This window comes from Dellaglioa sp. BT-FLS60 (assembly GCF_054941065.1).
In genome coordinates this window covers 73,070-95,861 of the sequence record NZ_JBSOLI010000034.1, presented here as the reverse complement: position 1 = coordinate 95,861, position 22,792 = coordinate 73,070, and the positions used below count along the sequence as shown (strand labels likewise).

Here is a 22,792-nt window from a genome sequence, read left to right as displayed (position 1 = left end):
CAATTACTCGAAAAGGACTTCCATGATTTCATTCTAGGCTTCTTGCGCCTGTATTTTTGCGGCACGTTCTTTGTACATCTCAACTTCGTCATCACTTGCTAGAACAAAATGTTCTGGCGAAATTTCGACCATTCGACGTTGCTTGCCATCCGCTTCAACTGATGAATCGTACGGAACCTGAATACGATTACGTTCAAACTCAGGATCAGGCACAGGTACTGCAGAAATCAAACTAGCCGTGTAGTCATGCAAGGGATGCGTATAAATTTCATCCGCTGGTGCAATTTCTAACAACTTACCGTAATGCATCACACCGATTCGATCACTGATATATTTAACCATTGATAAATCATGCGCAATAAACAAATACGTTAAGTTATGCTCAATTTGTAATTCTTTCAACAGGTTAACAACCTGCGCTTGAATGGAAACATCTAAAGCTGAAATGGGTTCATCAGCAATAATAAACTTAGGTTCAACAGCTAAAGCACGGGCAATCCCGATTCGTTGGCGTTGCCCACCTGAGAATTCATGTGGATAACGACTAGAATGATCTTTATTCAAACCAACCGTCTCCAATAATTCCTCAACTCGTTTTGCGCGTGCCTCATCATTTGCTGCCAGATGATGAATATCAATCCCTTCAGCCACAATATCTTTCACTTTCATTCGTGGATTCAAAGAAGCATAAGGATCTTGAAAAATCATCTGCATATCACGTCGAAATTGCAATTTATCTTTTTTTGATTTAATTTTACGAATATCCACGCCATCGAAATCAATTTTACCATCCGTTGGTTCATATAAATTGATGATACTACGTCCCGTTGTCGTTTTACCAGACCCTGACTCGCCCACCAAGCCAAACGTCTCGCCTTCATAAATATCAAATGAAATATCATCGATAGCTTTCACTTCGTCCAGTTTGCCAACATTGAAATATTGTTTTAAATGACGTACTTTTAAAATTTTGTTTTTCTTTTTTTCAACCACGTTCAGCGCCCCTTTCTTAGTTTTCTACCAAATTTTGATCCGCTTTAATTTTTGTTTCTTGTTGCTCTACAAAAATCTTGTAACGTCTTTGAATTTCAACTGGCGGTGTCACTTTAGGTGCATCTGGATGTAACAACCAAGTCGCTGCTGCATGCGTTGGTGACACATCGAAAAATGGTGGTTGTTGTTCTGTATCAATCTTCATTGCATAGTCATTACGAGCAGCAAAAGCGTCCCCTTTTGGTGGATCCAATAAATCTGGAGGTGTTCCTGGAATCGCATATAAGTGTTCACTATCAAGGGTTGGCATTGAATTCAATAAGCCCCAAGTATAAGGATGTTGTGGATTATAAAAGACTTCATCAACCGTCCCATATTCAACAATTCGACCCGCGTACATGACCGCTACACGATCCGCCATTCCAGCTACAACACCCAAATCATGCGTAATAAAAATGATTGACGTTTCAATTTTTGACTGTAATTCTTTCATTAATGCTAAAATTTGAGCTTGAATGGTCACATCTAAAGCCGTCGTTGGTTCATCAGCAATCAAAATTTCTGGGTAACAAACAAGCGAAATTGCAATAACGATTCGTTGACGTTGACCACCAGAGAATTGATGAGGATAATCTTTAAATCGTCTTTCAGCATCTGTAATACCAACTAATTTTAAAATTTCTAAGGCTTGCGCCATCGCTTTTTCTTTTTTTACATGTTTGTGTTTCATTAAGGGTTCAGCAATTTGTTTACCAATTCTCATGGTTGGATCTAAAGACGTCATTGGATCTTGGAAAATCATCGCGATATCCTTACCACGAATCCCTTCCATCTGCTTCTCTGACTTTTTAAGTAAATCTTCACCATGATACAGAATTTCGCCACCCATCACTTCTGCATTATTAGCTAACAAACCCATCAAACTTTTTGTTGTCACAGATTTACCGGAACCCGATTCGCCAACGATTGCTAAAGTTTCACCTTTAGCCAGATGAAAACTAACATCACGTATGGCTTTAACATCTCCGGCATACGTATGAAAATTAATTTCTAGATGATTAACTTCTAAAATATTTTCTGTCATTTTTCAACACCTACTCTTTCGTTTTTGGATCAAAGGCATCACGGAGTCCATCACCCAATAAGTTAAAGGCAACCATGATAATACATAAGACAATTGCCGGATACCACATTTGGTATGGCAAGAATTGGAAGTTCTTTTGACCATCATTCAATAATGAGCCCAATGAAGCTTGAGGGGCACTAATCCCAATCCCAATAAAACTTAAGAAGGCTTCGAAGAAAATAGCACTTGGAATCGTGAACATCGTTTGAATAATAATGACACTCGATAAGTTAGGTAATAAATGTTTCACCGCAATTTTAACCGGTGATTCACCTAACGTTCGAGCTGCAAGAATGTATTCTTGATCTTTTAATTTCAATGTCTGTGCTCGAATTAGTCGAGCCATGGTTGTCCAACCTGTTACCGCAATTGCCAAAATAATTGACGTTAAACCTGGTTTGAAAACTAATAACATTAAAACAATCACAACCAAGTTAGGGACAGATGAAATAATTTCGATGATTCGTTGCATGACTGTATCAACACGGCCTCCGCGCCAACCGGACAAAATCCCGTAAGCAACCCCAACACCTAAATCAACTAATGCGGCAACTAATGCCACAATTAAAGAAATCTTAGTCCCATACATAATTCTTGATAATAAATCACGACCAAAAACATCTGTTCCTAAAATAAAGTATTTATCTTTTGGAATATTATTTTGTTTATACGCGTCATACCAGTCACCTGATGACGTTTTTAATTTACCGTTGATGCCATTAATGTCAACACCTGGAATTTTAGGTGGTAAATTAGTGTACTCAACATTTTGTTTCGTCGCACTGTGTGGCGCTAAAATGGGTGAACCAAAAGCCAAAATAAAGATGGCAACAAGAACCCAAAGTGAGATAAAAGCCCCTTTATTTTTCTTTAATCGACGCCAAGCATCCTGAACGAAAGTCAACGACGGTGCAGCAATTTTTTCATTATCAATAGTGTTATTTTTATCTAACGGTTCAAATGCATCTACTGGTAGGTCAATTTTATCTGCCATCGTTAATTTCTCCTTCCAGTTAATCGAATTCTTGGATCAATAATACCGTAAATGATATCTGTTAATAAAATAACAACAACTAATCCAGCTGAGTACAGCATAGTAACGCCCATGATTGTTGGGAAATCATTCGTTAAAATTGATTTAACGAATTGCTCCCCAATACCAGGAATTGAGAAAATGTTCTCAACAACCATTGAACCAGTCATTAATGCGACCGTGTAAGGGCCAATTAATGTCACTAATGGAATTAAACTATTACGTAAAGCATGATGGAAAACCACCCCGAACTTCGTTAATCCTTTAGCCTTAGCAAGTTCAATGTAGTCACTACTCAAGACATCGACCATTTCGGTTCGAATGAACCTGGCCGTCTCCGCCAATGGCCCAACACCCAAAGCAATTGTTGGTAGAATCGTGTAACTGAATCCACCCCAATCGGCAATAGGTAACCACCCTAACTTCAATCCAACATAGTACTGTAATAAAACAGCTAATACGAAGGAAGGAATTGAAATACCCAAGATTGATAAAATAGTTGAAGAGGTATCAATCCAAGTATTTTTGTTAATGGCACCAATAGCACCAATCACAATTCCGATGACCAATCCGAAGATAATGGCTTGCAGTCCAAGCTGCCCAGATGGTCCAATACGACTTGAAATTAAGTATGAAACAGGCTGATTACTGTATTGGAATGATGTTCCTAAATCACCCTTGATCAAGCCCAATAAGTAAATGGCATATTGTTGCCAAACAGGCTTATTCAATCCGTATTGTTCATTCATAATGTGTAATTGTTCCGTTGTCATTTTTTGTTGATTCGCATAAGGTGATCCAGGCATTAACTTCATTAAAAAGAAGGTAATGGTTGCGACTAAAAACAACGTCAGTAGCATATAAAAAATTCGTTTAACTAGGTATTTACCCATAATTCTGACCCTCACTTTTGCTTTATTATGTAATTAAAACAAGTCAGAGCCAACCATAATGGCTAGCTCTCACTTGTTAAATTTTAATCCACAGCTTATTTATTTAGTAACGTAAGCATCTTTGAAATTGTAGTTAACACCGGCGCCATTGTAGATAACACCTTTAACAGTTGATCTTAATAATTGAGCTTGAGACATTTGGTAAAGTGGTGAGATTCCTTGGTCCTTCATTAAGATTTTTTCAGCTTTAACTAAATCATCCCAACGTTTTTCTGTATTACTTGCATCTGTTGTTTTTGATGCTTTGATTAAGGCATCGTACTCACTATTCTTCCATTTACCTGCATTTTGTGAGTTATCTGAAGTAAATAAATCTAAGAATGAAATTGGGTCTGAAAAATCTGCTCCCCATGCCGTAATAACAATATCGAAATCACCACTAGCTGATCTTGCCAAACGTGATTTGAATGGAATATTAGTCAACGTGACCTCTGAACCAGATAAGTTTTTCTCAATAGCATTTTGTAAAAATTCATTTGTTTTTTTAGCTTTATCTGTGTCTTCACTCATAATTGAGAAACTAGCTTTTTTAATACCTTCTTCTTTCAAACCAGCTTTCCATAATTCTTTTGCTTTAGTAACGTCTAACCCTGAAGCTGATTTAACAGCTGATTCTTTGGCGAAATCTTCACCTGTTTTAGGATTTGAAGCAAGCCCTGTTGAAACTAAACCTGTAGCAACTGTTGATCCGTCACCCAATATTTTATCTACAAATTGTTTTCTGTTGATAACCATTGATATTGCTTGACGAATTTTTTTATTTTTAAATAATTTATTTGTTTGATTATATTGTAAGTAGAATGTTGATGCTTGTTTACGTGTAATGTATTCTTTATCTGAACTCAACGTTTTAGCCTGTTCAGCTGATAAGTTCGTCATATCCAATTTTTTACTTTGGTATAAATTGTAACTTGTTGTGTTATCTTTAGAAACTTGGAAATTCATTTGTGATAACTTAACTGCTTTTTTATCCCAGTAAGAGTTATTTTTCTTTAATTCCCAAGTTAAGTTAGTTCCAGTCCAATCATTTAACGTAAATGGACCATTATAAACCATGTATTTACTTTGCGTTCCATATTTAGAACCATACTTTTCAACTACTTTTTGATTTTGTGGATAGAATGCTGGAAATCCCATTAATAATTTGAAATAAGGTACCTTTTTATCAAGTGTTACGACCAACGTATGTTTATCAGTTGCTTTGATTCCCAATGTTGAAGGTGCCATTTTACCAGTGCTGATAGCATCATAATTTTTGATTCCTGAGAAGAGGTATGCATATTGTGAAGCTGTTTTAGGATTAACTGTTCGTTGCCATGAATAAACGAAATCTTGCGCCGTGACATCATCTCCGTTACTCCATTTAGAATCACGAAGTTTAAAGGTATATGTCATGCCATTTTTTGTAACCGTTGTTTTAGTAGCAAGTGCATTCAAAATTTTACTATTCTTACCAATACTATACAATCCTTCATTTGTATTGTTCAACATATTAAAACTAACCGTATCTGTTGCAGTAGATAAATCCATCGATGGTAATTCCGCTGTTTCAGACCAATTAATGACTTGTTTATCAGCCAGCTCCTTGCTACTACCTGAAGATGACGACTTAGATCCACATGCTGCCAAGACGATGACAGACAATGCAAGTACACCACTTAATTTCAACACTGACTTTAACTTCATAATATGACCTCTCCTTTTTTATTTACCTTTTTTTAACGTAAATTCATCTTACATGAGAATAAGATTAAAATCAACTGTAAATTCTCATTTATTTTAAATAAAGTCAAGTAAATCTATTAAATAGGCATTTATACATCTTTTTAATCCTTTAAAACTCATTTTTAAACATATTACTAAAATAAAAAATGAGAAAACAGCCATTATTTATTGTGAATTCTCATTTAATTAATATTCTAACTTTCGCGGGTCGAATATTATTCTTGATAAATGTTATACTTAAGCTATTAATTAAGTTCCACGAGGAGGTTCTCATGAAAGAAACTTATTCTACAGAAATACCAGTCATTGATGTTTTTATTGCCGGTATCGAAAAACAACGCGAAAATTTAGACTATACAATGTCAGAATTAGCAGCATTAGTTGAAGCAAACAATATGCATGCAGTTGAAGATATTCGTCAAAAATTGGATCGGCCTACTGCTGCTCTCTACTTTGGTAAAGGTAAAGCAGAAGAATTCAAGACCGCCAGTGAAGAACAAGGCGTTAAAATTTTAATTGTCAATGATGAACTATCACCCACTCAAATTCGTAACCTTGAAGCTGCTTCAGGTATGGAAGTTATGGATCGTACGGGATTAATCTTGGCTATTTTCGCTTCCAGAGCACAATCACGCGAAGCAAAACTCCAAGTTCAGATGGCTCAGCTTCAATACCAATTACCTCGTTTAAGAGGGATGCAAGATAAATTAGATCAACAATCCGGTGGTGGACTTGCTAACCGTGGTGCTGGTGAAACAAAGATTGAATTAGACCGTCGTGTTATTGAAAATCGGATTAACCACATCAAAAAAGACTTAGCTGAAATGGACAAGGAAGAAACTACTAGACGTAAACAACGTGATAAATCTGGTATTCCTACGGTTGCATTAGTTGGTTATACTAACTCAGGTAAATCAACAACAATGAACGGCTTGTTGCGTTTAATTGGACAAGATGAAGACAAACAAGTTTTTGAAAAAAATATGTTGTTTGCCACATTAGATACAAGCGTTCGTAACATTCAATTTGAAGATAAAAAACAAATCTTATTAAGTGATACTGTTGGATTTGTTAGCAAATTACCTCATCAGCTAGTTAAGGCCTTCCGTACAACCTTAGCTGAAGCAGCTCAAGCTGACCTACTCATTCAAGTAATTGATGTTGCTGACAAGCATGCTAAAGAAATGATTCAAACAACCGAAGAGACCTTAAAAGCTATCGGTGTTGAAAATATTCCAATGATTTATGCTTACAATAAAGCTGATTTGGCTGATATTGCTTATCCGACTTTCTCTGATGATAACTTCACTTATAGTGCTCGTGATGAAAAATCGCTTAACCAATTAGTTGATATTATCAAAAAAAATGTTTTTAAAGACAATGAAGTCATGACTGTTCTTATTCCATTCGATAAAGGACAGCTTGTTGATTTAATTAACGAAAAAACAACAATCTTGGAAACAGATTATGAAGAATTAGGGACGAAATTAAAAATTGATGCCCCTAAAATCATCGCAAATCAGTTACAAGATTACATCATTTAACACAATATAAAGGCATTACTAAATTTGGTAGAAAATACTTAATTTAGTAATGCCTTTTTTGATGTCAGTCTAGTTATTAGATTAATTGCGCGATCCTCGGCGTTATGCTAAGATTCTAGTATTCATTTTATAAAAAGGGGGATTCAATTTTGGAAAAAAAACCAGCAGTTGAACTAAACAGATCGTTAGGTTTATGGTCAGCATTATCATTAGTCATTGGAACTGTCATCGGTTCCGGCATCTTTTTTAAACAAGCTTCGGTGCTTGATTATACCGGCTCTACTACAAACGCTTTACTTGCGTGGCTATGTGGTGGCGTCATAACCTTAACCGCTGGATTAACTGTTGCTGAAATTGGATCCCAGATTCCACAAACTGGTGGCCTATATATCTATATGGAAAAAATTTACGGCAAGATTTGGGGATTTTTAGCTGGTTGGATGCAAGTGATTGTTTACGGACCAGCCATGATTGCTGCGTTAGGTGCCTATCTCGCTATTTTAATCGTTGATTTTTTTAGTCTCCCAGCTGGTTATTCACATCTAGTTGCATTGATTGCGATTATTTTTATTGGCTCACTCAATATGCTATCGAATCGTTACGGGGCTTCATTTCAAATTGTCACAACTATTTGTAAATTATTTCCAATTGCTGCAATTATTATTTTCGGTTTATTTTTCGGTAATTCAAATGCGCTTGGCCAATCACTTACAACTATTAATCACTCGACTAGTAACTTTGGTGTCGGTATTCTAGCTACATTATTTGCCTATGATGGCTGGATTCTGATTGCCAATATGGGGGATGAAATTAAAAATCCTAAAAAAACATTACCTAGAGCCATCGTTTTAGGAATCTCAATTGTCCTTATCGTTTACGTTCTCGTTTCATTCAGTATTATGCGTGTCATGCCTGCTAACCAAATTCATCAACTAGGTGAAAATGCCACACCACAATTTGCCAAGATTGCTTTTGGTCAAATTGGTGGCAAAATCATGAACATCGGGGTGATTATTTCTATCCTTGGTTGTATGAACGGGAAAATTATGACTTTTCCTCGAATCATGTGGGCAATGGGTAAAAATAAACAACTACCTTTCCATAAACAGCTATCTTACTTACATCCAAAATCACATTCACCCGTTATCGCTACGTGCGTCGCATTGAGCATTGCGGCTATCATGATTTTATTTTTTGATGCTGACCGCTTATCTGAAATCTGTATTTTTACGGTATATTGCTTCTACGTTATGACTTTCATTGGCGTCTTTATCCTACGCCATCGGAACAAAGGAACTCAGTTAAAACGTGTTTTTTCTTTACCTCTATATCCAATCACACCTATCATCGCTATCTTAGGCGCCGCATTTGTCCTAATTAGCGAAATCCAATCAGACATTGTCGGTGTCTTAACTTCATTTACAATTGTTGCGATTGGTATTCCTGTTTATCTCTATGAAACACATAAAAATTTATAATAAAAAAGCCGTAATGACGATATTGTCATTACGGCTTTACTATTGGTCTATATCTTTTCCCGGGAAATTTACTTTTTAAGCTAAACGTCTTTCTAAGTACCTTGAAACCAAAGATAGCGCATAACAAACAACAAAGTACATTACTGCTAAGGCTAAGAACATTGGAATGACATAATTAGTATTTTGACCGTAAACTAATTGCGCATGGTATAGCAACTCTGGTAAAACAATAATTGTTGCTAACGACGTATCCTTAATCAATGAGATAAATTGACTAACCAATGGTGGAATCATTTTCTTTAGTGCTTGTGGTAAGACGATAACACGCAATCCTTGCCAATAAGTTAATCCATTAGCGCGAGCACCTTCCATTTGACCCGGTTCAACAGCTTGAATCCCACTTCGAATAATTTCAGCTAGCATTGCTGATTCAAAAACCGTCATTGCTAACGTTGCTGACCAGAAGATTGATAAGCGAATGCCCACATTAGATAGACCAAAGTAGACGAAAAATAGTATTAAAAGTAATGGCAAATTACGAATTAAATCAATTACAAATCCAACTATCGCAGATAACCGTTTCACTTTAATGTACCGTGTTAGGCCTAGAATAGCGCCAATAATAAAACTAAAAATAATTGAAATGACTGAAACTTCAATTGTTACTAATAACCCCTGTAACAAGTAATGAATATTGTCCCAACTATATGCTGCAATAAAATCTGACATAACCTTCTAGACCTCCTTTACCCTAATTTCTTTTCTAAATGTCTCATGTAGTAACTCAATGGCATTGTGATAATTAAATATAAAACCCCAACGATAATATACGTGTTAAACGTATCAAATGTTGTTGATGCAATAATATCACCCTGGTACATCAAATCAAATCCAGCAACGAATGCCAAAACAGATGAATTCTTTACCAAGTTAATGAATTGGTTACCTAATGGTGGAATGACATATTTAAAGGCTTGTGGCAAAATAATATAAACCATTGATTGCATGAACGTTAAGCCATTTGAACGAGCGCCTTCCATTTGTCCTGGGTCGACAGCTCGAATACCTGCTCGAACCGTTTCTGCAATAAAAGCAGATGTATAAATCGTTAACCCGATTGTTCCAGCCGTAAACCCATTAATATTCGTGACATACATAGGGACCACAACATAGAAGAACATTGCGACAACCAGTAATGGAATATTTCTGAAAACTTCGATATAAATACGTGCAATAATTTTTAAAATTCGGTATGGCATTTCTTCTAATATTGCAAAGAAAGAACCAATAATTAAACTAAAAAGCAATGCGAGTACACTTGAGAACAGCGTGTAACAAAGCCCTGTTAGTAACGCTTGCCAATTTTCTACAAAAATCGTAATCATTGTTGACTCGCCTCCTTCACGCTAAAGCCTGGAATAGTTCCAAACCATTTATTTAGTAATTTTTCATATGAACCATCGGCACGCATTTCAGCTAAAGCCTTGTTGATTTGCTTCTTGAACGGATCTTGTCCTTTATCAATTGCAATCCCATAAGGTTCATGTGTAAAGGTCCCACCGACAACGGAAAATTCAGGATTTTCTTTAACCATCCCGTATAAAATACCATTATCAGTTGTTAAGGCATCACCTTGTCCTGATTTCAATGCAGTTAACGCTTGCGCATAATCATCAAGTTCCAGCACTTTAGCCTTAGGCGCATACTTTTTCATGTTGATTACTGATGTTGATCCTTTAACCCCTAACACAATCATGCCGTTTTTATTCAAATCTTTAACTGATTTAATTGAACTTGTTTTCTTAACTAAAATTGATTGTCCGGCAGCAAAATATGACTTAGAAAAATCAACTTGTTTTTCACGTTCTTTAGAAATTGACATTGTCGCAATAATGGCATCAATATTTCCATTTTTTAAAAGTGGAATTCTTGTTTTACTTGTTACTTGAACAAAATTTGCCTTGGCATCTTTGCCAAGTACTTTCTTTGTCACAGCATTGGCAACATCAATATCAAATCCTTGAATCTTATCCGTTTTGATATTCATTAAGCCAAATAATTTTGTATCTGCTTTAACACCCCAGTTAATTGTTTTTGCTTTTTTGGTTGTCGTTAAAACATCGGTTTTACTTTTTGCACCACAACCTGCGATAACTAATACCATTATTAAGCTTATAAACAATAAACTAATTTTTCTTAATCGTTTCATCATTTAATCCCCATTCTCACAGCCTTAATTTTCTTAATGTTTAATAATTTTACTCAAGAATTTTTTAGCACGTTCTTCTTTTGGATTATCGAAAAATTCTGACGTTGTATCATCTTCAAGAATTTGACCATCAGCCATAAAAATAACACGATCAGCAACTTCACGAGCAAAACCCATTTCATGAGTCACAACAATCATTGTAATACCGTCATTTTTGGCAATATCTTTCATAACTTTCAAGACATCATCAATTGTTTCAGGATCCAATGCAGATGTTGGTTCATCAAATAATAATGCTTTAGGTTTCATCGCTAAACTACGTGCAATAGCAATTCTCTGTGATTGCCCACCTGATAACATGCGAGGATATGATTCTGCTTTATCTGCAAGACCTACCGTTTTTAATAAATCTAATGCAATTTTTTTATTTTCAGCTTCGTCACGTTTTAAAACTAACCGTGGTGCAAGCATAATATTTTCTAAAACCGTTTTATTTTCGTATAAGTTAAAATGTTGAAACACCATACCAACATTTTTTCTAATTTTATCAATATTGGTCTTTTTGTCTGCTAAATCAAAGTTATCCACTAATAATTGTCCCTCATTAACTTGTTCCAATCCGTTAATCGTTCTAATTAGTGTACTTTTCCCCGATCCAGATGGTCCAATAATAACGACCACTTCACCTGCTTCAACCTTTAAATTAATATTCTTCAATGCGTGAAATTTATCATAGTATTTCTCCACATTTTTAAATTCGATCATTGCCATACTATCCAGCCCCTTCTCTTAACTCTTTTATACTTTTTTTGTGATGTCTTAATTATACTACCAAATGAGCATTTAGTTACGTTGTTTTTTTTAATGTCCACATAACCACAAAAAAAAGTGATAACAATTTATTTCATTTGCCATCACTTTTATTATTAATCTGCTTTTTCTTTATATGCAATTTGGACTTTAACATGGAATTTGTGCGTTTCTTCAATCACCGATGATCGCCCAGCAATCTTCTGATTTCCACCATGGACCGTTAGTGTTGCTAGATAAATATCATATTGATCTTTAGCTGTTTTGATATCAGATAAGCCAGCATGTGTTAAATGACCAATCAATTGTTGATCAATCTGATTCATCCCAGCATAAATATTCATCTTGTCACCTTCTGTTTTTAATTCAAAAAATGGAAAGGCAACAGGTTGCGCCAATTCTGACACCGGTTTACCCGTATTTTGAATTTCTTTCATAATGGCTTCATCTGATAATCCTGCGTAATCAAAATCTGAATAATTAAATGTCTTCATTTGATGTGCTATTTTTTGAATCGCTACTTTTTCATTTCTAGTTGACTTAATCGTAGCTGGCATCATCATTTTAGAATCAAATAACCCATTCGTTTGAACATAGCCAGGTTGCGTACGATGACGCCGGTTTTCTTCAAGTGCTTGCTTAGGTGGGCCACCTAATAATTTTTCAATCTTCGGAGATGGATCAAACTTAGTTGTTTTATTCGTAAAGTAATAAATAACATTCAAAACGACAAAATATAACAAAATAAAAAATACAAGAATGAATAAACTTCCTCGAGCATAATAGCCATTTATAAAATATCGAGAAGCAATATACAATAAATACCAGTTACCCATGAAGCCTAAGACAGTATAAATTCTATTTTTCAATTTTAAATTAACGTTAAAAAAGCCCAAATAGTGATTTGCTAAATCTAATAAACTAAACATTTTTTTACCTCCAATCCTTAATCTGCATCTGTCGCCGTACTTGCTTGAACCTTTGTCACCGCTTTAGTCGTCTTAGGATCAGTCTTAGTTGTTACATTCGCACTTGACGTGTCTGCATCTGAACTTGCGTCATCAGCTGTACTTGAACTGCTTTCTGTCGTCGTATCATCTGCACTCGAACTGGATGCCTTATCTGATGACGTTGTTTCATCAGTAGCACTTGAACGACTTGATTCAGGCTCTGAACTTTCCGATGAAGATTCTGAGTCTGCAGAACTTGTTTCTGCAGAAGATTGGACTTTTTTTGAACTCGAATTATCGTCCACTTTAGGTGCCATTGACGATGAAGATGATGAAACTACCGAAGAGACGACTTCTGCCCCTTCGTTTGTATGCGTTGTTTTATTAACAACGACGTTAGTTGCTCCCAATGCAAGAACCATAGAGACAATCGCAAAAGGTGTAATAAATGGTGGCGTTCTATAAGCCATTAACTTTCACTCCAATTTTATGCTTCTTCCATTAAAACATACGCTGTTGAATTTTATTCGAAGATAATCTTAATTTTTCACTAATTTTTCTTGGCACTCGTCACAAATTCCGTGTAATTCAAATTTATGCTCTTCTATTTTATAACCGGGTAATTGCTTTTCAAAGTAACCTAACGGACAACTGTCAAGTTCAACAACTTTACTACAAGACGTGCAAATAAAATGATGATGATGTTTATGACTAAAATCGCATTGATACTTCACACAGGCCCTTTCACCATTCATTCGTTGTTCAACAAGTCCCATTTCTTTAAAAGCTTTAATATTCCGATAAATCGTATTATGACTCATCCCTGGATATTGATTTCTCATGTAATCATCTACAATGGTTACATCAACATAAGCTTCCTCATATTGACTTAAGTAGGTTAACAAACTTTTTCTTTGTTTCGTAATTTTATAGTTATTTTCTTTTAATATATGCAATGCGTCGTTAATTAATTCAGTCAAAAGGTTAGTCTCCATTTCTAAATAATAATGATTACTCTTTAAAAAGAATACCATATCAAATAAAAAAAGCAATCAGGCTCAATCTAATGATCGTATCAACGTATCAATTTGTTTTTTCGCATCAACCAAATGATCATTAATAATCACATGCGCAATCCCTTCAAGAGCTGCCGGCAATTTCATGTCTCGTTTAGCTTCGCCAGAATCTAATCGTAAACTTTGATTTTGAACAGTATCACCACGTTTAGCTAAACGGTCTTGCAGTATCTGGTTATCAGACACGCATAAATATAAAATAACTGTTTCCTTTGATAATTCTTTCGAATACGTGATAGCACCAGCAGTATCTAGAACAATCGTCGCATTTTTTGACTCAGCCCAAGCAGCATCTAACGCTTCCCTTGACGAGCCATAATAATGGCGATCGTATGCAACATGTTCCAAATAATGAAAATTAAAAAAAGTATCGTTTGATTCAAAATAATAATCGCGACCATCTATTTCATTAACTCTTGGTTGCCTCGTAGTATGCGTAATCACCTTTTTAGCGTCATATCGCTCAGTCAAGTAATCTCTAATTGTTGTTTTACCTGTTCCAGGAGCTCCTGTGATCACAAATATTCGCTTTTTCATCAAATCATTCCTTTATCTTTTTTACACTGCTTTATTCATTTCAAAAATTTTCAATTAATATAAACTAAATGACTTGCATTCTTTTTACATACGTAATATACTAATCTTCTACTACGAAATCCAGAATGCGCTTTCATAGTAGTAAGATATAGAAATACGGAGGATACACTTATGAAATTTGGAACATTTAGTAAAAACTGGTATACGATTTCTTTAGATACTGAAAAACAAATCTTTATTGCTAGTTCAAAAAATAATCCAGCCATTTCAGGTTCTGGGGTAACAATCGAAACAGCCGTTTCCAACTTATCAACAGAAATGAAATATGTTCAATCTGGACAATTTGTATAGAGGGTAAATGTGAGCTCACGCACATCAACCCTTTTTTATTTGCCCTTTTTTAACGATTAAATCGGGCCATCAGTTTCTTAATGGGGACATATAATAAACTCACAATAATAATTGTGGAAATTGAATTTACCACAGTTGCTGGCAAACTCAGAAAAGCTTGAACAATCGCAACCTTTAAGCTAACACCCTTAATCATTGCCTCGCCAATAGATACTAAATACGACGTCCCAATTTTACCAATTCCTGCAGTTGCAGCCACAATAATAATCCAGTATTTACCCTGATAATTTTTTAATAACTTCATCATACCGGTCACTAATAACGCAATCGCAATCACCTCAAGTACGGTAAAATACGACGTATCAGCATATCCATTCAGTACATCAAACAAACCAAGACCAATTGCGCCTGCAATTGTGCCATAGCTAAAACCTAAAAAAATAACGGCTAATGCTGCTAATGAATTACCAAAATGAATAAAAGGTTTACCCACCATTGCTGGAATTGGAATTCTAAAAACTGAAATACCAATATAAATAATTGCCGCGAATAATCCCGCCAAAATAATCTTTCTTAATCGTTCATTTCTCATTTTATTTTTCCATCCTTTGATTAATATCAGGTAAAATACTCATAAAATTCACGCCTAATCTCACATCAAGCTTTTCATTATCAGAAATACCCATAGCCTTCCAAGTTTCTTCCACCGCAAATTTTAGTGCTTCTTTTAACGGTCTACCCGTCATTAATTCCCCTACCACACAACTTGCAAGTAAGTCCCCTATACCAAAATAATGCGACTCACGTTTTTCTTTCAATACCCAACCAGATTCACCATTTTCTGTTCGAAAAGCGACCCCAATTTGTTTTCGTTCATTAGTAACACCTGTAATCACAATCGCTTTTAAATTTAATTTTTCCAATAAATATTTTAATAACCGATTAACTTCTGTTTCATCAGGCTTTTTTTGATACCGTTCGTCTGCTAACAAATAGGCTTCCGTTAAATTGGGTAAAATCAAATCCGCTTGTGTTAGACACAACTCTCTCAAATCATTAACGTAATCGTTAGTCATCCCAGAATAAAGCTCTCCATGATCAGCCATAACTGGATCAATGACGGTCAATTTTTCATCATTGGATAACTCAGCCAACAAACTTTGCATCGCTTTGACGCTCTCTCTTGTTCCTAAATAACCGAGATATGCACCTGTGAATTGAACTGGAATCCTTGCCCACTGCGCTTTAAAAGCCTGAATTGACTGTGACACATCTAATTTAACCGGTGTCCCAAATCCACCAGTATGACTACTTAACAACATCGTTGGTAAAATGGTCGTTCGTTGCTGATAACTTGCCAAAATAGGAATTGCAATCCCTAATGAGACACCACCAACGCTAGATAAATCTTGTGCAATAAGTAATTGTTTCACTATTTCACCTACTTCTTTTAAAGTTATTCATTTCATTATAAAGTGAATACGCCAGAATAGCGATATTTAATGACTATTCTCAAAATAAAAAACCTGCTGATTCTTTCTATCAACAGGTTCACTCTCTATTCAGTTATCTTTTGTCGCCCAATAGCATGTTTCAACATAAATGGCGCTAAGATTGTTGATACAATAATCACCATAATCACCGCAGAATAATATTCCGTTGATAACAGATGTGCTTCATACCCTATTTGAACAATAATCAATGCCATTTCACCACGAGAAATCATCCCCGCACCAATCACATAAGCACTATTTAAATCAAATCCAAGTAATTTGGCACCAAGCCCACCACCAAGTAATTTAGTGAGCACTGCTAGAATCGTTAAAATAACAATAAACCAGATACTGTCCATAAAACCATCAAATGACATATTTAACCCAATACTTGTGAAAAACATAGGTATGAACACTGCGTATCCAATTGGTTCAATATTAGCATCAATCTCTTTTTTATAAGGCGTTTGTGCCACTGCAATTCCAGCAAAGAACGCTCCAATTACTGCACTTAGCCCCACTAAGTCAGCCAAATATGCCATACCCAAACAAATAACCAATGACATAATGGTAACCGATGAACCCACCAATAATCGTTCACTCAGCCTCATTAAGAAAGGCGCCACCCATTTGAATAAAATGAAAATACCGATAAAATAAATAAATTCCAATAAGAAACCAAACCAGATATTCGTCTGTACGCCGTCCCCAGTATTAGTAATATTACCAAACATACTGATTAAAATACTCAAGATAACGACAGCCAAAATATCATCAACAACTGCGGCACCTAAGATTGTCGCGCCTTCTTTTGAATCTAATCGTTTCAATTCTTTCAATACTTCAACTGAGATACTGACTGAAGTTGCCGCAAATATAACGCCTAAGAACAACGCTGACTCAAAGCCAAAATGATACATTCGACCAAAGTAATACACAACTACAATGGGAAAAATAACACCTAAAGTCGCAACTGACAAAGCTGGTTTTAAATATTTTTTTAATAACGTCAAGTCACTTTCTAGTCCTGCCATAAACATCAAAATAATCACACCAATTTCTGCAAACATCGCAAATAAATGATCTGAATGAACCCAGCCTAACATTGCTGGGCCAAGTAAAACACCAACCAATAACTGACCGATAACACTTGGTACACCAATTCGTGTACTTAAATGACCCGCAATCGATGTCGCAACCAATACCAAACAAATTGTTCCTAAAAATGCCATTGTTTCTCCTCTCGTTCGTTACTATCCTTATTAACCATAACATACATTTAAAATAAAAAGCAGCAAATCCCTTTGCGGAATTTACTGCTATCATTCACTTAATTAAAATTAAGCTTCTTCACTGTTAAAGACATATTTTGCTACAAATGCAGCAATAGCACCACCAACTAATGGGGCAAAAATAAATACCCAAAGTTGTGAAAGTGCATCGCCACCAGCATAAAGTGCAGGTCCGATACTACGAGCAGGGTTAACTGAAACCCCTGTAAGTGGTAAACCGACAAAAATAAGAACTGTCAATGTTAGCCCAATAACAAACCCAGCAATATTACTGTTACCGAATTTTTCACTCGTTACCATCAAAATAATTAAGATGAATAAGAACGAGAATAAGGCTTCAACGAAAAATGCCATTCCACCAGGAATAGTTGAATAGCTATTTGAGCCAAAGCCATCAGGAACTTTTGTTGTGTCTGACATTGATGAAATAATCATTTTAACAACGCTTGATGCAACAATAGCCCCTAAAATTTGACTAATCCAGTAAGCAAACATATCAGTCAATGACATGCGCTTGTTGATGTACATTGCCAATGAAACAGCAGGATTTATGTGTCCACCTGAAACAGGCCCAATAGCATAAACCATCAACGTAATTGCTAATCCGAATGCAAATGCAATAACGATTGGGCTACCGTTACCTAATGTAACTGCCCCTGTACCAAATAATACCAAGAAAAATGTGCCGATAAACTCAGCAATATAATTTTTATAATTCAATTTTAAATCCCCCTTTATTAGTATTCTTTAATTATACACATAACCTTAAAGCCATTTCAATTATTTTCTTTTTTTTAATTTTTGAATTAAAACCCATGCTGTGATTGGAACTGCCAGAATAACGCCTATGATAGAAAATAAAATCATAATTAATTCTGCAACAAAAATTTTATCATTTATCACATCAGCAAACGTGGCATGCGTCTGTACCAACAAAATAAATAAAGCTAAAAAACCACCGAAGAAGCCAAAAAACAACGTATTAAAGGTCGTGCCAATAATATGCTTACCTATACTAATACCAGCAGCATACAATTTTTTCAAATCAATCGTTGGCGTTTGTTCAACAATTTCATTTAACCCTGCAGAAATGGCAATAGCCCCTTCTGCAATGGCACCCAACGTACTAAAAATAGCCGTTGAAATCGCAATTTGCATAAAATGAACACCTACTAATAATGAAAAGGCTTCGATTTCTTCACTATCCTCTGTTCCAAAGCCTTGGACTGCTGCCAAATGTTCGACTGGAACAATCAAAAAAACTAAGACAACAAGAACAATTAATGAGGCATAAAAAGCTGTTTCAGTCACTTGCGTATTATCGTCACCAAGGAAGATCGTAATCGCTAAAATAATAATTCCATTAACCAAAGTCACCACAACTGGTGGAAAACCACCCGTAATTAAGATAATCGTGAAAAATAACATTATAAAATTAAAAAACAAACTTAAAAATGAACGAACCCCATTCATCCCACCAACAATGACCATTAAACCAAACAAAATAGCACTCAACCAACCAATTGTCATCATAACGTGTCAGCTCCTTTTATCAAACGGCTCGCAAAGAAACTTGCAACCGGAATTGCAATCACAATGCCGATACCGCTGATTAATGTTTGAACAACACCTAAAGCCATAGTCCATGAGAACGTATAACCAATCGTATTCGTCGTTCTAAAGTAAAGTACCGCAAGTGGAAAAATATCTGCGATAAAAATTAAAAATAACACATTAATTAATGGCCCCATAATTGATTGACCAACTTCTCGTCCAGACTTGAACAGTTCTCTCGGCAAAATTGTTGGTTGTTCCTCTTTCAATTGGAATAACGTTGCGACAATATCTGTTGATTCGTCCATAACCGCTCCCAAAGAACCCAGTAAAGTTGCAGCAAGGAACAGTTCTTTTGGCGCTTGTGTCGCATAAGACAAAGCCTCATAATGCATTCCCTGATCATTAGTTAATTTTAAAACGATCACACTAATTATCAACGACAGACTTGTCCCTGTTAAAGTTGCCAACAACGTAACCAACATTTGCCGATTAAAGCCAATTACCAGACTTAAGGTAAGCACCGCAAATATTAATGCAACACCTGCAAAAATCCAGAAGAAATTCGTGATGTTAATCAAAATTTCAAATTTAATAGCTAAAAAGAAAATAATCATATTTAAAACAATACTCAAGACAGCAATCATCCCATTGAATTGCATAAATCCAACTAACAGACTAACAGCGACCCAAATTAATACAGCCACCACCACATCACGTTTAAAGCCATCGATAACACCAGTCAGCCCTTTTTTATGAGGATTAACCGTCACAAATACCTGATCATTTTTCTGATATTTTTGATCATTTGCTCGTGATGACGAATACATATTTGGCAAGCTTATTTTTTGCCCTTTATCTTTACCATTCATGACAATTCCGGACAATTTTTGGGTTGTCTGTGTATCTTTATTTTCAAATTCGTCTGTGACTTTTTCCGTTTTGCCATCCTTAACCTGTGTTATCTTGACAATTGTATCTGAATACAATGCTTGATCATATTTAACACCCATAACAAGTATGCCACCGATAATAATTGTTAAAATTAAGCTAATATTCTTACGAAATAACTGTTTCATTGATTCTGACCTCACTTAACTATTACGTCTATTTCTCCCAGTTTAACATTTTCAACAAGAATAGTCTGACAAACAGGCATTTCCTCCTTAGAAAAGGCGTTTTATTTCAACCTTATTTCCATTTAAGTTATACTCAAATAAGTGTTTCAATCCATTTTGAAAGGAAGTTTTTAACTGATGAAAAATAATCAATTTGCTAACTATATGCCTACTTTTGAGACACAAATTAAAGAACTTAAAGCCATGAAATTTTACATAGCATCTGAAACTAACCCCACTCATTTATTTGAACAATTACTCAGTACTGTTTTCCCTGAATATAAAACGGTTAGTGCACAACAACAAAAATATAAAATGTTATTAGCCACTGAAAAAATTTCTGTCTACGATTTTTTCATAACAAAAAAAGAATTAACGCCCGTTATCTTCTATAATATTGTACTGCAATTATTAGGATTCGAAGTCGCAATCGATTTTAAAATTGATGACCCCTTTACAGCAATGACTAAAATACAATTACCTGCTATGAAGGTTATTAAGTCAGTAGATGACTTTTGGTCAGCCTGGTATCTCTTACTAACAACACATACAAAAAATGGCCAAGTTTTTACTGATTTATTAGCGAATAAAGGCTACTTTGTTTCGTTTTACAATGATGCCAAACCACTATTTTTCAACGGAAAAGCGCAACCCGTTTTTGATACAACAAAACTCATCCGTGAAGTTGTCTACGTTGAAGCGCCCTTAGATACTGATCAAGATGGCAAGCGTGATTTATTAAAAACAGAAATTTTAAGACCCACCGTTGCACCTGGTTTAAAAGTGCCTGTCCTTTATACAGCCAGTCCATACAATCAAGGCACAAATGATGACTCAGAATTAATGCACAACGTTACCCTTCCACTTGTGGAAAAGCCGATTACTCAGGTAACTGAATCAGCGATTACCTATCACTATCAGGAACCAACTTTACCTGAACAACGTCCAATCCGCTCAGAATCAGCTGAAACTGAACAAACGTTTAGTCGTGAATTTTCTTATACTTTCAACGATTATATGCTTGCCAGAGGATTCGCCGTTGTCTATGCTGCCGGCATTGGCACGCGTGAATCAGACGGTATTCGGACTTGCGGTAGTGTCGAAGAAACAGTTTCAACCGTCGCCATTATTGAATGGCTAACGGGTCACCGCCATGCCTTCACAAATAAACAAGATAATCAGTCCATTAAAGCAACTTGGAGTAATGGCAATGTCGCAATGACCGGAAAATCTTACCTTGGTACACTCGCAACTGCGGCGGCAACAACTGGCGTATCTGGTTTGAAAACAATTATTTCAGAAGCTGCAATTTCAAGTTGGTACGATTATTATCGTGAAAATGGGTTAGTTGTTGCCCCTGAAGCTTGCCAAGGTGAAGATGCAGATGTTTTAGCTGCGCTTTGTTTAAGTCGTGAGAAAGATGCCGCGGACTACGCAACTATTCAAGCCTACTTTGGCAAAGTCATGGATCAACTAGCCATTGGTCAGGACCGCGAATCAGGTAATTACAATAAATTTTGGGATGAACGTAATTACTTAAATAACGTTCAAAATATTAAAGCAAACATTGTCATGGTTCATGGCTTAAATGACTGGAATGTTAAGCCACGTCAAGTGGAACAACTTTGGCAAGCGCTACGTCCTTTGCCTATTGTTAAAAAATTATTCTTACATCAAGGTAAACATATCTACATCAACAATTTTCGTTCACTAGATTTCACAGATATGATGAACTTATGGCTATCAAACCAGCTTTATGCTATTGAAAATGGTGCTGAGACACTCATCCCTAATGTGACGATTCAAGATAACTTAGAAGCAGAGACATGGCACACTTACAATGATTGGGCAGAACCAGATTCAGCAACGCAATCTTACCATTTTCAACAAGATAAACTGACACAATCTATCACATCAGATGAACAACAGGCAGTCACTTTCAAGGATGATTTACCAGATACAATTTTTAACAACTATGTAAAAAATACGCAACTCTGGGAACACGATTTAATTTCAACCAAGGAGACAGAAATGTCAGAGAATCGCGTCCAACTGATAACAGTCCCATTAACTGAACGACTTTTCATCTCTGGTTCAGCACATGTTAAATTATCTATCGCAGCTGGCCAAACTAAAGGGCTCATTAGTTGTATGCTTATCGATTATGGTAACGCAAATCGACTAAATCAAGTGCCAACTATTCTTGGTCGAAAAGCCTTAGATACAGGCTTTCATTGGCGTGAAGATGACTTAGTCGAATTTACTAAAAATCAGACAACAACCCCCTGGAAAATGATTTCAAAAGTCCACATTAACCTACAAAATAGAACAAATCGTTATCAAAATGATCTTGTCCTTCCAGGCACCTTCAATACAGTAGAGTTCGACTTACAACCAACAGCTTATCAAGTTGAAAAAGGCCATCAACTTGGACTTATTATTTACGCAACTGACTTTGGTATGACTTTACGGAATAATGAATCAGCTATTTATACCCTTAACCTAGCTAATTCTCAACTTGAGGTACCATACAAATCAAAAAATTAATAA

The 22,792-nt window shown here is 35.7% G+C and carries 23 protein-coding genes; 4 read left to right on the top strand and 19 right to left on the bottom strand.

Features of this window, described 5'->3' with window-relative positions:
• Positions 1-33 precede the first annotated feature (33 nt).
• The 5 genes from ACVQ8P_RS06005 to ACVQ8P_RS05985 all read right to left on the bottom strand — a co-directional run bounded on the left by ACVQ8P_RS06005 (position 34) and on the right by ACVQ8P_RS05985 (position 5,791).
• On the bottom strand, positions 34-993 hold the full coding sequence (locus ACVQ8P_RS06005) for an ABC transporter ATP-binding protein (RefSeq protein ID WP_462298221.1): 960 nt from the start codon (positions 991-993) through the stop codon (positions 34-36).
• A 16-nt stretch (positions 994-1,009) separates the two neighbouring features.
• Positions 1,010-2,077, bottom strand: coding sequence for an ABC transporter ATP-binding protein (locus ACVQ8P_RS06000; RefSeq protein WP_462298219.1), 1,068 nt, complete (start codon positions 2,075-2,077; stop codon positions 1,010-1,012).
• A 10-nt stretch (positions 2,078-2,087) separates the two neighbouring features.
• Positions 2,088-3,113, bottom strand: coding sequence for an oligopeptide ABC transporter permease (opp3C, locus tag ACVQ8P_RS05995; protein WP_462298217.1), 1,026 nt, complete (start codon positions 3,111-3,113; stop codon positions 2,088-2,090).
• Positions 3,114-3,115: 2 nt separating this feature from the next.
• Positions 3,116-4,045: an oligopeptide ABC transporter permease gene (opp3b, locus tag ACVQ8P_RS05990; RefSeq protein WP_462298215.1), complete on the bottom strand. Its 930-nt coding sequence runs from the start codon at positions 4,043-4,045 to the stop codon at positions 3,116-3,118.
• 99 nt (positions 4,046-4,144) lie between these two features.
• Complete coding sequence (locus tag ACVQ8P_RS05985) at positions 4,145-5,791, bottom strand: peptide ABC transporter substrate-binding protein (RefSeq protein WP_462298213.1); 1,647 nt, start codon at positions 5,789-5,791, stop codon at positions 4,145-4,147.
• A gap of 311 nt (positions 5,792-6,102) precedes the next feature.
• On the opposite strand from ACVQ8P_RS05985, the gene hflX reads away from it, so the two are divergent.
• Positions 6,103-7,374, top strand: a complete 1,272-nt coding sequence (gene hflX, locus ACVQ8P_RS05980; RefSeq protein WP_462298211.1) for a GTPase HflX — start codon at positions 6,103-6,105, stop codon at positions 7,372-7,374.
• Between the two features lie 146 nt (positions 7,375-7,520).
• Positions 7,521-8,852 carry an APC family permease gene (locus tag ACVQ8P_RS05975; protein ID WP_462298387.1) on the top strand — a complete coding sequence of 444 codons (1,332 nt, stop codon included), beginning with the start codon at positions 7,521-7,523 and terminating at the stop codon, positions 8,850-8,852.
• A gap of 75 nt (positions 8,853-8,927) precedes the next feature.
• Here ACVQ8P_RS05975 and ACVQ8P_RS05970 read toward each other — a convergent pair whose 3' ends face one another.
• From ACVQ8P_RS05970 to ACVQ8P_RS05935, 8 genes are all read right to left on the bottom strand, one after another.
• Positions 8,928-9,581, bottom strand: coding sequence for an amino acid ABC transporter permease (locus ACVQ8P_RS05970; RefSeq protein ID WP_462298210.1), 654 nt, complete (start codon positions 9,579-9,581; stop codon positions 8,928-8,930).
• Positions 9,582-9,598: 17 nt separating this feature from the next.
• Positions 9,599-10,237, bottom strand: coding sequence for an amino acid ABC transporter permease (locus ACVQ8P_RS05965; protein WP_462298208.1), 639 nt, complete (start codon positions 10,235-10,237; stop codon positions 9,599-9,601).
• Complete coding sequence (locus tag ACVQ8P_RS05960; protein WP_462298207.1) at positions 10,234-11,061, bottom strand: glutamate ABC transporter substrate-binding protein; 828 nt, start codon at positions 11,059-11,061, stop codon at positions 10,234-10,236. Before ACVQ8P_RS05960 ends, ACVQ8P_RS05965 begins: the two co-directional genes overlap by 4 nt.
• A gap of 33 nt (positions 11,062-11,094) precedes the next feature.
• The gene (locus ACVQ8P_RS05955; protein ID WP_462298205.1) at positions 11,095-11,832 is read right to left on the bottom strand and encodes an amino acid ABC transporter ATP-binding protein; all 738 of its coding nucleotides are present in this window, start codon (positions 11,830-11,832) and stop codon (positions 11,095-11,097) included.
• 155 nt (positions 11,833-11,987) lie between these two features.
• Positions 11,988-12,800: a DUF6681 family protein gene (locus ACVQ8P_RS05950; protein ID WP_462298203.1), complete on the bottom strand. Its 813-nt coding sequence runs from the start codon at positions 12,798-12,800 to the stop codon at positions 11,988-11,990.
• A gap of 17 nt (positions 12,801-12,817) precedes the next feature.
• Positions 12,818-13,291, bottom strand: coding sequence for a hypothetical protein (locus ACVQ8P_RS05945; RefSeq protein ID WP_462298201.1), 474 nt, complete (start codon positions 13,289-13,291; stop codon positions 12,818-12,820).
• Positions 13,292-13,360: 69 nt separating this feature from the next.
• On the bottom strand, positions 13,361-13,816 hold the full coding sequence (locus tag ACVQ8P_RS05940; RefSeq protein WP_462298199.1) for a Fur family transcriptional regulator: 456 nt from the start codon (positions 13,814-13,816) through the stop codon (positions 13,361-13,363).
• A gap of 63 nt (positions 13,817-13,879) precedes the next feature.
• The gene (locus ACVQ8P_RS05935) at positions 13,880-14,437 is read right to left on the bottom strand and encodes a guanylate kinase (protein ID WP_462298197.1); all 558 of its coding nucleotides are present in this window, start codon (positions 14,435-14,437) and stop codon (positions 13,880-13,882) included.
• A 168-nt stretch (positions 14,438-14,605) separates the two neighbouring features.
• On the opposite strand from ACVQ8P_RS05935, the gene ACVQ8P_RS05930 reads away from it, so the two are divergent.
• Positions 14,606-14,785, top strand: coding sequence for a hypothetical protein (locus ACVQ8P_RS05930; RefSeq protein WP_409021673.1), 180 nt, complete (start codon positions 14,606-14,608; stop codon positions 14,783-14,785).
• Between the two features lie 49 nt (positions 14,786-14,834).
• Here ACVQ8P_RS05930 and ACVQ8P_RS05925 read toward each other — a convergent pair whose 3' ends face one another.
• The 6 genes from ACVQ8P_RS05925 to ACVQ8P_RS05900 all read right to left on the bottom strand — a co-directional run bounded on the left by ACVQ8P_RS05925 (position 14,835) and on the right by ACVQ8P_RS05900 (position 20,203).
• Positions 14,835-15,377, bottom strand: coding sequence for an ECF transporter S component (locus ACVQ8P_RS05925; RefSeq protein WP_462298195.1), 543 nt, complete (start codon positions 15,375-15,377; stop codon positions 14,835-14,837).
• Between the two features lies 1 nt (position 15,378).
• Entirely contained in the window at positions 15,379-16,218 is an 840-nt protein-coding gene (locus ACVQ8P_RS05920; protein ID WP_462298193.1) for a pyridoxamine kinase, read from the bottom strand.
• Between the two features lie 125 nt (positions 16,219-16,343).
• On the bottom strand, positions 16,344-17,510 hold the full coding sequence (locus ACVQ8P_RS05915) for a cation:proton antiporter (protein ID WP_462298192.1): 1,167 nt from the start codon (positions 17,508-17,510) through the stop codon (positions 16,344-16,346).
• A 108-nt stretch (positions 17,511-17,618) separates the two neighbouring features.
• Positions 17,619-18,290, bottom strand: a complete 672-nt coding sequence (locus tag ACVQ8P_RS05910; RefSeq protein ID WP_462298191.1) for an MIP/aquaporin family protein — start codon at positions 18,288-18,290, stop codon at positions 17,619-17,621.
• A gap of 60 nt (positions 18,291-18,350) precedes the next feature.
• Positions 18,351-19,103 carry a YibE/F family protein gene (locus tag ACVQ8P_RS05905; RefSeq protein ID WP_462298189.1) on the bottom strand — a complete coding sequence of 251 codons (753 nt, stop codon included), beginning with the start codon at positions 19,101-19,103 and terminating at the stop codon, positions 18,351-18,353.
• Entirely contained in the window at positions 19,100-20,203 is a 1,104-nt protein-coding gene (locus ACVQ8P_RS05900) for a YibE/F family protein (protein ID WP_462298187.1), read from the bottom strand. The genes ACVQ8P_RS05905 and ACVQ8P_RS05900 overlap by 4 nt, the downstream gene beginning before the upstream one ends.
• A gap of 177 nt (positions 20,204-20,380) precedes the next feature.
• Between ACVQ8P_RS05900 and ACVQ8P_RS05895 the strand changes: the two genes are divergently transcribed.
• Positions 20,381-22,789, top strand: coding sequence for a Xaa-Pro dipeptidyl-peptidase (locus tag ACVQ8P_RS05895; RefSeq protein WP_462298186.1), 2,409 nt, complete (start codon positions 20,381-20,383; stop codon positions 22,787-22,789).
• Positions 22,790-22,792 lie beyond the last annotated feature (3 nt).

Coding starts and splice junctions, on each gene's coding strand:
- ACVQ8P_RS06000 (WP_462298219.1), bottom strand. CDS start 2,077: ATGACAGAAAATATTTTAGAAGTTAATCATCTAGAAATTAATTTTCAT.
- opp3C (WP_462298217.1), bottom strand. CDS start 3,113: ATGGCAGATAAAATTGACCTACCAGTAGATGCATTTGAACCGTTAGAT.
- opp3b (WP_462298215.1), bottom strand. CDS start 4,045: ATGGGTAAATACCTAGTTAAACGAATTTTTTATATGCTACTGACGTTG.
- ACVQ8P_RS05985 (WP_462298213.1), bottom strand. CDS start 5,791: ATGAAGTTAAAGTCAGTGTTGAAATTAAGTGGTGTACTTGCATTGTCT.
- hflX (WP_462298211.1), top strand. CDS start 6,103: ATGAAAGAAACTTATTCTACAGAAATACCAGTCATTGATGTTTTTATT.
- ACVQ8P_RS05970 (WP_462298210.1), bottom strand. CDS start 9,581: ATGTCAGATTTTATTGCAGCATATAGTTGGGACAATATTCATTACTTG.
- ACVQ8P_RS05965 (WP_462298208.1), bottom strand. CDS start 10,237: ATGATTACGATTTTTGTAGAAAATTGGCAAGCGTTACTAACAGGGCTT.
- ACVQ8P_RS05960 (WP_462298207.1), bottom strand. CDS start 11,061: ATGAAACGATTAAGAAAAATTAGTTTATTGTTTATAAGCTTAATAATG.
- ACVQ8P_RS05955 (WP_462298205.1), bottom strand. CDS start 11,832: ATGGCAATGATCGAATTTAAAAATGTGGAGAAATACTATGATAAATTT.
- ACVQ8P_RS05950 (WP_462298203.1), bottom strand. CDS start 12,800: ATGTTTAGTTTATTAGATTTAGCAAATCACTATTTGGGCTTTTTTAAC.
- ACVQ8P_RS05945 (WP_462298201.1), bottom strand. CDS start 13,291: ATGGCTTATAGAACGCCACCATTTATTACACCTTTTGCGATTGTCTCT.
- ACVQ8P_RS05940 (WP_462298199.1), bottom strand. CDS start 13,816: ATGGAGACTAACCTTTTGACTGAATTAATTAACGACGCATTGCATATA.
- ACVQ8P_RS05930 (WP_409021673.1), top strand. CDS start 14,606: ATGAAATTTGGAACATTTAGTAAAAACTGGTATACGATTTCTTTAGAT.
- ACVQ8P_RS05925 (WP_462298195.1), bottom strand. CDS start 15,377: ATGAGAAATGAACGATTAAGAAAGATTATTTTGGCGGGATTATTCGCG.
- ACVQ8P_RS05915 (WP_462298192.1), bottom strand. CDS start 17,510: ATGGCATTTTTAGGAACAATTTGTTTGGTATTGGTTGCGACATCGATT.
- ACVQ8P_RS05905 (WP_462298189.1), bottom strand. CDS start 19,103: ATGATGACAATTGGTTGGTTGAGTGCTATTTTGTTTGGTTTAATGGTC.
- ACVQ8P_RS05900 (WP_462298187.1), bottom strand. CDS start 20,203: ATGAAACAGTTATTTCGTAAGAATATTAGCTTAATTTTAACAATTATT.
- ACVQ8P_RS05895 (WP_462298186.1), top strand. CDS start 20,381: ATGAAAAATAATCAATTTGCTAACTATATGCCTACTTTTGAGACACAA.